This is a genomic window from Streptomyces sp. NPDC044002, assembly GCF_056434525.1.
Genome location: NZ_JBWKEZ010000021.1, coordinates 18,913 through 30,754 on the forward strand (window position 1 = coordinate 18,913; position 11,842 = coordinate 30,754).

General features: G+C 73.1%; 10 protein-coding genes. 1 reads left to right on the forward strand and 9 read right to left on the reverse strand.

The window, feature by feature from the left end; all coding sequences use genetic code 11:
• Positions 1-200 precede the first annotated feature (200 nt).
• Positions 201-1,643, reverse strand: coding sequence for a GuaB1 family IMP dehydrogenase-related protein (locus AC07A6_RS17715; RefSeq protein WP_478777665.1), 1,443 nt, complete (start codon positions 1,641-1,643; stop codon positions 201-203).
• Positions 1,644-1,881: 238 nt separating this feature from the next.
• On the opposite strand from AC07A6_RS17715, the gene AC07A6_RS17720 reads away from it, so the two are divergent.
• Positions 1,882-2,247, forward strand: a complete 366-nt coding sequence (locus AC07A6_RS17720; protein ID WP_285342401.1) for a cupin domain-containing protein — start codon at positions 1,882-1,884, stop codon at positions 2,245-2,247.
• Here AC07A6_RS17720 and AC07A6_RS17725 read toward each other — a convergent pair.
• From AC07A6_RS17725 to AC07A6_RS17760, 8 genes are all read right to left on the reverse strand, one after another.
• The gene (locus tag AC07A6_RS17725) at positions 2,216-3,382 is read right to left on the reverse strand and encodes an XdhC family protein (protein WP_478777666.1); all 1,167 of its coding nucleotides are present in this window, start codon (positions 3,380-3,382) and stop codon (positions 2,216-2,218) included. The genes AC07A6_RS17720 and AC07A6_RS17725 overlap by 32 nt on opposite strands.
• A complete protein-coding gene (locus tag AC07A6_RS17730; RefSeq protein ID WP_478777667.1) occupies positions 3,382-4,671 on the reverse strand; it encodes an IS701 family transposase in 1,290 nt (429 codons plus the stop codon). The genes AC07A6_RS17725 and AC07A6_RS17730 overlap by 1 nt, the downstream gene beginning before the upstream one ends.
• A gap of 73 nt (positions 4,672-4,744) precedes the next feature.
• Positions 4,745-5,389, reverse strand: a complete 645-nt coding sequence (locus AC07A6_RS17735) for a TMEM175 family protein (RefSeq protein ID WP_125600748.1) — start codon at positions 5,387-5,389, stop codon at positions 4,745-4,747.
• Between the two features lie 84 nt (positions 5,390-5,473).
• Positions 5,474-5,815: a nuclear transport factor 2 family protein gene (locus tag AC07A6_RS17740; RefSeq protein WP_007262979.1), complete on the reverse strand. Its 342-nt coding sequence runs from the start codon at positions 5,813-5,815 to the stop codon at positions 5,474-5,476.
• A 13-nt stretch (positions 5,816-5,828) separates the two neighbouring features.
• Positions 5,829-7,322 carry an ATP-binding protein gene (locus AC07A6_RS17745; protein WP_478777668.1) on the reverse strand — a complete coding sequence of 498 codons (1,494 nt, stop codon included), beginning with the start codon at positions 7,320-7,322 and terminating at the stop codon, positions 5,829-5,831.
• The gene (locus tag AC07A6_RS17750; protein WP_478777712.1) at positions 7,319-8,572 is read right to left on the reverse strand and encodes an MFS transporter; all 1,254 of its coding nucleotides are present in this window, start codon (positions 8,570-8,572) and stop codon (positions 7,319-7,321) included. The genes AC07A6_RS17745 and AC07A6_RS17750 overlap by 4 nt, the downstream gene beginning before the upstream one ends.
• A gap of 40 nt (positions 8,573-8,612) precedes the next feature.
• Positions 8,613-9,434, reverse strand: coding sequence for an FAD binding domain-containing protein (locus AC07A6_RS17755; RefSeq protein ID WP_478777669.1), 822 nt, complete (start codon positions 9,432-9,434; stop codon positions 8,613-8,615).
• Positions 9,431-11,842: a xanthine dehydrogenase family protein molybdopterin-binding subunit gene (locus AC07A6_RS17760; protein WP_478777670.1), complete on the reverse strand. Its 2,412-nt coding sequence runs from the start codon at positions 11,840-11,842 to the stop codon at positions 9,431-9,433. Before AC07A6_RS17760 ends, AC07A6_RS17755 begins: the two co-directional genes overlap by 4 nt.

The window sequence follows — 11,842 nt, forward strand, 5'->3', positions numbered from 1 at the left end:
AACGCCTGCCGGCCCCATCCCCCCTCCCCCTTGGTTTGAGGCGCGGGGGTCTGGGGCGGAGCCCCCAGGGAACGGGCGAAGGGTGGGGCGGGGAGCAGCCCGCGCAGCGGTACCCCCGGACGGCTGGCGGCCGCGGGTACGCCCGTGGCCCCGGGCCCGCCGGGAAGGGCGGGGCCGGGGCCACGGGGCGGCGGGGCGGACTAGCTCCAGCTGGCGTGCAGCGGCTTGCCCTCGGCGTAGCCCGCGGCGGACTGGATGCCGACGACGGCCTTCTCCTCGAACTCGGCCAGCGAGCCGGCACCGGCGTAGGTGCAGGAGGAGCGGACGCCCGCGATGATCGAGTCGATCAGGTCCTCGACGCCCGGGCGGGCCGGGTCGAGGAACATGCGCGAGGTGGAGATGCCCTCCTCGAACAGCGCCTTGCGGGCGCGGTCGTAGGCGGACTCCTCCGAGGTGCGGTTGCGCACGGCGCGCGCCGAGGCCATGCCGAAGGACTCCTTGTACAGGCGGCCGTCGGCCGCCTGCTGGAGGTCGCCCGGGGACTCGTACGTACCGGCGAACCAGGAGCCGATCATGACGTTGGAGGCGCCGGCGGCCAGGGCCATGGCCACGTCGCGCGGGTGGCGGACGCCGCCGTCGGCCCAGACGTGCTTGCCGTACTTCTTGGCCTCGGCGGCGCACTCCAGCACCGCGGAGAACTGCGGGCGGCCCACGCCGGTCATCATGCGGGTGGTGCACATGGCGCCGGGGCCCACGCCGACCTTGATGATGTCGGCGCCGGCGTCGATGAGGTCCTTGACGCCTTCGGCGGCGACGATGTTGCCGGCGACGATCGGGACCTTCGGGTCCAGGGCGCGGACGGCCTTGATCGCGTTGATCATCGACTCCTGGTGGCCGTGGGCCGTGTCGATGACGATCGTGTCCACGCCGGCGTCGAGGAGCTGCTTGGCCTTGCCGACGAAGTCCCCGTTGATGCCGACGGCGGCCGCGATGCGGAGCTTGCCGTTGGCGTCGGTGGCGGGGGTGTACAGGGTCGCGCGCAGGGCGCCCTTGCGGGTCAGGATGCCGACCAGCTTGCCGTCCTTGTCGACGGCCGGGGCCAGCTTGCGGTGGCCCGCGTCGAGCTGGTTGAAGGCGTCGCGGGGGTCGATGTCGGCGTCGATGAGCAGGAGCTCCTTCGACATGACCTCGGAGAGCTGGGTGAAGCGGTCCACGCCGGTGAGGTCGTGGTCGGTGACCACGCCGACCGGGCGGTTGTCCGCGTCGACGACCACGCCGGCGCCGTGGGCGCGCTTGGGCAGCAGCGACAGCGCGTCGGCGACGGTCTGGGTGGGCGCCAGCGTGATCGGGGTGTCGAGCACGAGGTGGCGGGTCTTGACCCAGGAGATGACGTCGGTGACGACCTCGATCGGGATGTCCTGGGGGATGACGACGATTCCACCGCGGCGGGCGACGGTCTCGGCCATCCGGCGGCCCGCGATGGCGGTCATGTTCGCCACCACGAGCGGAATGGTGGTGCCGGTGCCGTCGGGCGAAGAGAGGTCCACGCCCTGGCGGGAGCCGACCGCGGAGCGGCTCGGCACCATGAACACATCGTCGTACGTCAGGTCGTACGGCGGCTTCAGGTCATTGAGGAAACGCACGTGCTGAACATCCCAGTCGATCGAAGGATCTTTCTACGGCCTCGACGGGGCAGCCAGCCGAGGAAACGCACGTACTTCATTCTCCCACGACCTGGCGTTCACGCCGCCCCGGCTGATCGTCCAGGACATTCCGGGCCGCGTGGTCCTTTCCTACGGGACCTTGGTCCCGTAGGGCGGGATCGGCGCGTCGCGCGGACAGTGGGAGGAGGACGGATCCACCTGCTCGGACGGAGGAGCCATGGCGAGGACGACGCGGGAAGCGACGCCCGTCGAGATCGAGGGCGGTGGCCTGGAGGTCCGGGTCAAGGAGATCGGGGGCGACCTCAGCGTGGGGTTCTTCCGCCTCCCGGAGGGGACGGACATGACCGACGCGGTCAGGGGTCTGCCCGGTGACATGTGCCAGTGCCCGCACTGGGGGTACCTGCTCAAGGGCCGCCTCAGGATGCGCACGGCCGACGGGGACGAGGAGTACGAGGCCGGCGACGCCTTCTACTGGGGGCCGGGGCACGTCCCCGTGGCCCTCGCGGACACCGAGTACGTCGACTTCTCCCCGACCGCGGAGTTCCGCAAGGTCATCGACCACGTGAAGGGCCTGCCGGGGTAGCGCCGGCGGGCGCGGGGCGGTGGATCGGGGCGCGGCCGCCGGTGAGGGGGGTCGCTGGGGCCCCGTGGCGGGCGGCGGTGAACTCGGCGGCGATGGCCAGGGCCGTCTCCTCGGGGGTGCGGCCGCCCAGGTCCAGCCCGATCGGAGATCTGAGCCGGGCCAGCTCGGCCTCGGTCACCCCCTCGGCCCGCAGCCGGGCGGTCCGGTCCTCGTGGGTCCGGCGGGAGCCCATGGCGCCGACGTAGGCCAGCGGCAGCCGCAGCGCCCGGGTGAGGACGGGTACGTCGAACCGGGCGTCGTGGGTCAGTACGCATACGGCCGTACGGGTGTCCAGGCGCCCGGCGGCGGCCTCCGCGGCCAGGTGCCGGTGCGGCCAGTCCACGACCACCTCGTCGGCGCCGGGGAAGCGGTCCGGGGTCGCGAAGACGGCCCGGGCGTCGCAGACGGTCACCCGGTGGCCGAGGAAGGCCCCGATCCGGGCCAGGGCGGCGGCGAAGTCGACGGCCCCGTAGACGATCAGCCGGGGTCTGTCGGCGGCGGATTCCACCAGCAGGGTGAGCGGGTCGCCGCAGAGCCCGCCGGCGGTGCCCAGCTCGGCGGTGCCGGTCCGGCCGGCCGCCAGCAGGGCCCGGACCCGCTCCGCGGCGGCCCGGTCCAGGGCGGCGCCGCCGCCGAGGCCGCCCTGCCAGGAGCCGTCGGCGTGGACGGCCAGGGCCCGCCCGAGCCGGCCGGGCGGGCCGGAGACCACCCGGGCCAGGGCGGCGCGGGCCCCGCCGGCGGCGGCGTCCAGCACCGCCCCGATGACGGGCCGCACGGGGTCCCCGCCGCGTACCGGGGTGACCAGCACGTCCAGGGTCCCGCCGCAGGTCAGCCCCACCGCGAAGGCGTCGTCGTCGCTGTGGCCGAAGCGGTGCACGCCGCCGGACCCGGTGGCGATGGCCTCCAGGCACAGCTCGTGCACGGCGGACTCCACGCAGCCCCCGGAGAGGGAGCCGAGCGCGGTGCCCCCGGCGTCCACCGCCAGCGAGGCCCCGGGTCCCCGGGGCGCGCTGCCGCTGACGGCGACGACGGTGGCCAGGGCGAACTCCCGTTGCTCGGCGTACCAGGCCCGCAGCCCGGCGGTGATGTCGAGCATCAGCGGATGTAGGCGCGGCGCGCCGACTGTCCGGGGATCAGGGGCCGGGGCGGCGGTACGGCCGGCGGACGCCCGCCGCCGGGGCCCTGGTAGCGGGCGGGGGCGCTCCGGGGCACCGGGTCGGGGGTCCGCCCGCCGGTGCCGAGGAGCCTGGCCGCGTGGGCCACGCTCGCGAGGGTGGCGTGGTGGTGCCAGCCGCGGAAGGAGCGGCCCTCGAAGTCACGGATGCCGACGGGTTCGCAGGTCTCGGTGAAGTCCAGCGCGACCCGGTCGGTGAGTTTGGCCAGCAGGAAGAGCTGGGCGAGCGGCCGGTCGCCGATGTTGGTGATCCAGAACTCGGAGGGCAGCAGGGAGGTCTCGGTCCAGGCGCCCATCAGGAGCAGCGGGGTGGGCGGCGCGGGCGCGGGGCGTTCCTCGCCGGGGGTGGCGAGTATGGCGGCCGAGGTGAGCAGGGTCACCGCTCCCTCGGTGCGGCCGTGCCGGGTCCATTCGACGACCCGCCGCTGGGAGCGCAGCGAGTCGATCAGTTCGCGGGCGGGCGCGGTGTACGGCCCGGGCTTGTGGCGGCCGGTGCCGCCGAAGGAGACGGGCAGGGAGCCGTCGACCTTGAGGACGAAGGGGATGTCCTGGAGGGCGAAGGCCTCGATGGTCTGCGGGAGGTCGGTGTTGGAGACCTCCATGACGACCGGGCGGCGTTGCAGCTGCCAGGTCGCGGCCATGCGCTGTACGGCGTGCACGGCGTCCTGTGCGGGGGTGAGGGACCGTGCGGTGTCGGGGATCCCGGCCCGGCGGCGGCGCATCAGTTCGCCGGTCCACGGGGCGGGAAGGGTGAGGGTCCATTCGACGGGGAAGCCGGCCTCGCTGGAGGCGAGCCAGATCCCGGAGGCCTGCTGGCAGTTGGCGGTGCGGCCGAGCTGGGGTACGAACTGCCTGCCGACGCCGACGGAGCGGTCGCCGGCCTTCTCGATGACCATGGGCTGCACCACCCAGGCCAGCGGGCGCTGGGCGGTGCGTTCGAGGTGCTGGGCGAGGGACCGGCGTACGGGGGTCCAGTCCCAGGGCGATTTGCTGATGAACTGCTGGAGGCTCTGCTCGACGGAACTCGCCCCTGTTCCGGCGATGTTTCGGATTGTTTTCTTCCCGGTGGTGCGGACGAGCCCGTTCAGATAAACGCGGGCCCAGTTCCGCTGGTCCCGCCGGGGTAAGGACTCGAAGAAAAGCGAGATCAAATCGTCGATCAATTCGGAGATTTCCCTGGTGGAATCCTCCGGCAGCACTGCGCGAACCATCTGGGCCTCCCCCGCGACCAGACTAGATCCTTGACCCTACTGGACCGTGGAGAACGGCCGTAGGCCCGGGCGGCTACTTCCTGAGGTCGCTGGCAGATTCGAGCCGCTCTTCCTCTACCACGAGCGGGATCGGGATTTGGTTCGCCGCGTAGTAGAGGGCGATCAGGAAGTGTGCGACGAGAGTGAGAGGTGCCGAGAAGAAGGACAGAACCACGGTCAAGGGGTAGGCGACCGCGCCGAGCCCGAATCGGACGCGGGTGGCCCGGGCCCCGTCCTTGTCCACCGTTTCGTGGAACAGGTGCCCGACCTTGGTGACGTACCACCAGAAGGCCAGGAAGGCGAGAGCGTACACGACGGTCCACGCGCTGTAGAGGATTGCGGCCACATTGGCCGATTCCCCGTCGGTGAGGTGTTCTGCGAGCACGTTGGTGGTGTACGGAATCACCGATACCACCATCAGCACCAGGAGATTCAGGAACAACAGCGGCCGGTCGACCCGCTTGAGGTGACTGAAGATCGTGTGGTGGTTCACCCACATCACGCCGATGATGAGGAAACTCACGACATAGGCCGCGTAGTGCGGCCATTGCTCCCAGAGCCCGTGCCACAGCTCCGACCCCTGTCCTTCCGGAACCTTTAGCTCCAGCACCAGAATGGTGATCACGATGGCGAATACGCCGTCGCTGAACGCCTCCACCCGGTTGGTTTCCTGCTCCATGGCCTCCCCTTCGTGAAATTCATTCACGGATGCGGGGAGGGCGTGGTCCCGCCCTCCCCGCTCACGCTACCCAGGAAAGGGCCGTCAGCTGCCGAAGCCGGCCGTCTGGCGCCAGATCCGGCCATCGCGGACGACGAGCGTCCCGAACGCGTTCTCCGGCTCGCCGTTGAGGTTCATGATCGCCCTGTAGAAGATGGTGTCCTCGGTCTCGATGTACTCCTGCAGTTCGACGAGCGTGGGCTTCAGGGTGAGATAGCCGGTGAACGTCTCGCGAACGGCCTCGATGCCCACCGACGCCCCCTCGAAGCGCAGCAGCACGGCGTCGTCGGTGTAGTTCTTCATCACCGCCTCGATGTCCAGGGCGGCCAGCGCGTCCATCTGGCGGACGAAGACCGGGTGCAGCCTGGCGATGTCGTACTTGGCCATGTTCGACTCCCTTTCAGGGTGTGGAGGTTGGTTCGGCTCCGGCGGGCGGTTCGGCGCAGGCGGCGGCCGCGTTCAGCGGCAGCCGGACGACCATCCGGGTCTCCCCCGGCCTGGAGCGGGCCGTGATCGACCCGCGGTGGCGCTGGGTCACGATGCGGTAGCTCAGGTGCAGGCCGAGGCCCGTCCCCTTGCCGACGTCCTTGGTGGTGTAGAAGGGCTCGAAGATCCGCGGCAGGGAGTCCGCGGGGATCCCGCGGCCGCTGTCCGTGATCTCCACGACCAGGCAGGCGCCCTCGGCGCGCACCCGCAGGGTCAGGGTGCCGGCGCCCTCCATGGCCTCGGCCGCGTTGTCGACCAGGTTGGTCCACACCTGGTTCAGCTCGCTGGGGTAGCCGTCCAGTTCGGGCAGCCCGGCCTCGTACTCGCGCACGATGGTGATGCCCGGCAGCTTCGAACGCAGCACGATCAGGGTGTTCTCCAGGCCGTCGGGCACGGAGAACCGCTGCTCGGGGGCGCGGTCGAGGTTGGCGTAGTCCCTGGTGGCCGAGACCAGCTGGGAGATCCGGGGCCCGGCGGCGCGCAGCTCGGCGGCCAGCGAGCGGGCCTCCAGCAGGGCCGCCAGGTGGTCGAGGGCGGCGGGCAGGGAGGCCTCGCCGACACCCTCCAGCCGCTCCAGCAGCCAGCCCAGCTGCAGCCCGAGGTCGGCGGCGCCGGAACCGAGCAGCCCGGGGCGCTCCGCGCCGGCCTCCTCGGCCCAGTCGGCGATCTCCTCCTCGGCGTCCGCCTGGGCGAGCGGGTCGGTGGTGTCCGGCGGCGGGAGCTTGTCCAGCTCCTCGGCGAGCCGGTCCAGTACGGGGCGCTCCGCGCCGGCGGCGGCCGCGCCCCACGCGCAGGCGGTGGCGGTGAGCCGGTCCAGGGCGGGCGCCAGCTCCTGCGCGGCGCGGGCGACCGCCGCGGCCGGGTTGTTCAGCTCGTGCGCGAGGCCGGCGGCCAGGGTGCCCAGGGCCTCGACGGTGGCCCGTTTGCGGGCCTGGACCTCGGAGGACTTGATCCGCCAGGCCAGTACGGGGATCAGTACGGCGGCGACCCCGTGGCAGCGGGTCAGCATCTCGAAGAACACGGGCTTGGGATAGGCGACGACGGTGGTGGCGGGGCCGCTCGCGGACGCGGTGGCCACGTAGGAGCCGTCGGTCAGCAGGGGCAGTTCCCCGGTGAAGCGGTGCGCGGCGGAGGGTTTGCCGTCGTGGTCCTCGGCGGCCGCGCTCTCCTCCTCGGTGGAGTGCCGGGTGAGGACCTCCTCGCGGCCGTCGACGACCTTGGTGACGACGAGTCCGCCGGAGAGCAGGACGTGGAAGCCGGTGGCCTCCTCGCCGTCGCGGAAGAGGACCTCCCCGTCGGCGAGGACGCGCGGATCGGAGACGGAGGCCAGCCAGTCCAGCTGGTCCTCGGTGAGCTGCGCGAAGATCTCCAGTCCGCGCAGGGCCGTTCGCAGTTCTGCGGTGTTCATGCGGTGCTCCCCTCGGCCCTGGTGCGCGCGGCCAGCCGCAGGGTCGTCAGCAGGGCCAGCGCGCACACCCCGGCGACGGCCGCCATGAAGCCGACCGAGGTGCGCTGCAGCCCGTGGATGTTGGTCAGGATTCCGGCGAGGACCGCCGGGACGCTCATGGCGAGGTACGCGAAGACGTAGACGGCCGCGGTGAGTTCGCCGCGGTGCGCGGGGTCGGCGAGCGCGCTGAGGGCGCGGAAGGAGCCGAGGAAGGCGGCCCCCCAGCCGCTGCCGAGCACGGCGGTGGCGGCGAGGAACACGGCCGCCGAGCCGGTGCCCAGCGAGAGCAGCACCAGGGCGAGGCCGGCGAGCAGCCCGAGCAGGCCGAGCACGGCGGTGCGCAGCGCCTCGGTGCGGCCGAGCAGCAGCTGGGCGGCGGTGGCGGCGCCGGCGAGCAGCGCCACCGTGGCCCCGCCCAGCAGGTAGTTGGTGCTGCGGAACAGGGACAGGGCCAGGTGCGGCCCGAGCGAGAGGTAGAAGCCGCCGACGGTCCAGACGGCCACGATGGTCAGTACGAGCACCGCGAAGCGCCGCCGTACGGCCGCCGGCACCCGGATCCGGTGCGGGACCACGCGCAGGCGCCCGTCCGCCCCGGGTGCGCTCTCGGCCATCCTGCCCACCCCGACCAGCGCGAGGGCGAAGGCCCCGGCCAGCAGGAGGTAGCTCAGGACGGTGGGGGCGGGCGCGTACTGGACGAGCAGTCCCGCGCCGAGCCCGCCCAGGCCGATGCCCACGGTCGGGCCGGCGCTGTTGACCTGGGCGCCCAGCGCGGGCCGGGTGCCCGGGCTCAGTTCCAGCAGGGCGGCGCCCATCGCCCCGGTGGCCAGGCCCACCGCCAGCCCCTGTACGGCGCGGGCGGCGAGCAGCAGGCCGAGCCCCCCGGCCCCGGCGAACAGGCCCATGGAGACGATCGCCAGGACCAGTGAGGCGGCCAGGACGGGCCGCCGCCCCAGGGTGTCCGAGAGGGACCCGAACAGCAGCAGGCCGGCGAGCACGGTGACGGCGTACACGGCGAAGACCACCGTGACCACTCCGGAGGACAGCCCCCATTCCTGCTGGTAGAGCACGTACAGGGCGGAGGGCACGGAGGAGGAGAGCATCAGCAGGACGAGGACCGCGCCCACCACCCGGAAGCCGGAGGCCCTCGCCGTGCGGGCGGTGCCCCCGTTCGCGGTGTCTCCCGTGTCCCTCGTCTCGGTCGGTTCGGCCACTGCGGTCAACTCCCCTCCTCCCGACGGCCCCCGGGGGCGGTCAGGCGGTGTTCAGGGCCGCCCGGGCCAGCGCGCGGGCGGTGAGCACGCCCGCGAGGTGGCCCAGGTATTCGGCCGAGGTGCCGCGCCCGGGGACGAACAGTTCCCGGGGCTCGGCTCGGAAGGCCGCCAGCACCGCGTCGGTCGTATACGGGCCCCCGCGCAGCCGGTCCTCGACCCCGCGCAGGCGCAGGGCGCGGGGGGTGGCTCCGGTGACCGCGATCCGCGGCCCGTCGGGGGTGATGCGTACGGCGGCGGCGCACAGCGGGTAGCGGGTGGCCCGGTCGGCGGCCTTCTCGAAGGCGGCGGCGGGGCCTGCGGCGGGCACCAGCAGGGCGGTGACCACCGATCCGGCGGGCACTCCCGAGGCGGCGAGCCGCTCGGCGGCGACGGTGGTACGTCCGGCGGGGCCGGCGAGTTCCACCCGGGCGCCGGCGGCCAGGGCCGCCACGGGCAGGTCGGTGGCGCGTCCGGCGGCGGCCAGGTTGCCGCCGGCGGTGCCGAGGTTGCGGACCTGGGGGTCGCCGTTGGCGCGGGCGGCGGCGGCCAGCTCCGGCGCCTCGGCGAGCACCAGGGGGTGGGCGGCGAGTTCGGCGAGGGTGGTCAGGGCCCCGATGCGCAGGGATCCGCCGGCCCGGCCGATGCCGCGCAGCTCCGCCAGGTGCCGTACGTCGACCAGCAGCCGGGCCCGCTCCGCGCCGGTGCGCAGCCCGGGCAGCAGGCTCTGCCCGCCGGCCAGCACCCGGGCGCCGGGGGTGGCGAGCAGCGCGAGGGCCTCGTCCAGGGCGGCGGGGCGGGCGTAGTCGAAGTCGGTGAGGATCACGGGGCTTCCCCTCTCAGGCGGCGCCAGACCTTCTCGGGGGTGAGCGGCATGTCGATGTGCCGTACGCCCAGGTCGGACAGGGCGTCGACGACGGCGTTGACGACGGCGGCGGCGGGCGGCACGGTGGCGATCTCCCCGGCGCCCTTGGCTCCGAGCGGGTTGTGCGGGGAGGGCGTGACGGTCCTGCCGAGGGTGAAGAAGGGTGCGTCGGCGGCGCGGGGCAGGGCGTAGCTCTCCAGGTCGGAGCTGATCAGGATGCCGTTCTCGTCGTACTCGGCGGCTTCCATCAGGGCCTGGCCGAGGCCGTGCACGATGCTGCCCTCGATCTGGCCGTGGACGATCTTCGGGTTGCCGATGTGTCCGGCGTCGTCGACGGCGGTGTAGTCGACGACCTCGGTCTCGCCGGTGAGTTCGTCGACCTCGACGACGGCGATGTGCGTGCCGAAGGGGTAGTTGAAGTCCGGCGGGTCGAAGTGGGTGGTCTCGTCGAGGGCCGGCTCGATCTCCGGGGGCAGTCCCCAGCCGTACCACATGGCCATGGCGAGTTCGGCGAAGGTCTTGGCGTTCGCCGGGTTGCCGGCCTCGTGGACGCCGCCGTTCTCGTAGACGACCTCCTCCTCGGGGACGCCGAGGAAGACGGCTCCGGCCCGGACCAGTTTGGCCTTGATCTTGCGGGCGGTGAGCGCGATGGCGGGGGCGGCCATGCTGTAGGAGCGGGAGCCGTAGGTGCCCTGCCCGTAGGGGGCCTTGAGGGTGTCGCCCTCGTACACCTGGACCTGGCCGGGGTCGATGCCCAGCTCGTCGGCGGCGACCTGCGCGAAGACGGTGCCGTGGCTCTGGCCGGTGGAGGCGGAGCCGACGGTGACGGTGACCTCGCCGGTGGGGTGGACGCGGATGTTGGCGCTCTCCCAGGTGCCGCCGAGCATGCCCTCCTTGGACATCCGGGTGGAGGGGCCGACGCCGCAGACGGCGACGTAGGTGGCGATGCCGACGCCGAGGCGCTTGCCGCGGGCGCGGGCGGCGGCCTTGCGTGCGGGGATGTCGGCGTAGCCGGAGAGTTCGAGGGCCCGGTCGAAGTTGAGCCGGTAGTCCCCGGAGTCGTAGGTCCAGCCGAGGCCGTTGTCGTACGGGAACTTCTCCTTGGGGACCAGGTTCCGGCGGCGGACCTCCGCCGGGTCCATGCCGATCTCGGCGGCGTAGCGGTCGACGAGCCGCTCCATCAGGAAGGCGGCCTCGGCGCGCCCGCTGCCGCGCTGGGCGCCGAGCGGGACGGTGTTGGTGAAGGCGGCGTACACCTCGCAGAAGGCGGCGGGGATGTCGTACATGCCGCTGATGGAGCGTCCCATCAGGGCGGTGGCGACTCCGGGGCCGATGGTGGAGGGGTAGGCGCCCAGGTTGGCGTGGCTGGTGCAGCGCACGGCGGTGATGCGGCCGTCGCGGGTGCCGGCGAGGGTGACGTGCTGGCGGTGGTCGCGGCCCTGGACGGTGGAGTTCATCAGGCCGGTGCGGGTGTCGACCCATTTGACGGGGCGGCCGCCGAGGGCCTTGGACAGCAGCAGGACCAGCGCCATGTCCGGGTAGAGGTAGCCCTTGGTGCCGAAGCTGCCGCCGACGGTCGGGGCGATCACCCGGAGCTTGTTGAAGGGGATGCCGAGGACCAGTGCGGCGAGCAGGAAGCGGTGGTTGTGCGGGCCCTGGGTGGAGGCGTGGAGGGTGTACTCGCCGGTGGCCGGGTCGTACACGCCGACGGCTCCGCGGGGCTCGATGGGGCTGTTGATGGTGCGCTGGTTGACCAGGTCCAGCTCCACGGTGACCTCGGCGGCGGCGATGGCCGCGTCGGTGCGGTCCTTGTCCCCGCAGGTCCAGTACGCGTTGAGGTTGCCGGGGACGGCCTCGTGGAGCTGGGGCGCGCCTTCGGCGAGGGCGTGGTCGGCGCGGGTGACCACGGGCAGCGGCTCGTACTCGACGGAGATCGCGGCGAGCGCGGCGGCGGCCTGGCGCGCGGTCTCGGCGACGACGACGGCGATCGGGTCGCCGACGTGGCGGACGGTGTCGCCGGTGAGCACCGGGCGGGCGCCGGGCAGGCCGTAGGGGTGGGGCGGGAAGTGGCTCTCGACCCCGCCGGGTATCCAGATGCAGGGCAGCGGCATCACGTCGGGGAAGTCGGCGGCGGTGGCCGTCTTCAGGACACCGGGGAGCTGCTCGGCGGCCTTGGTGTCGATGGACAGGATCCTGGCGTGGGCGACCGGGCTGCCCAGGATGGCCATGTGGACGGTGCCGGGCAGGTCGATGTCCGCGACGTACACGGCTTCGCCGCGCAGCAGCCCCGGGTCCTCCCGGCTGTCCAGGGGCCGGCCGAGGACGCCGCCCGGCTCCTGGGACTCCTGTTCGGGCGCGGTGGTGGTCAT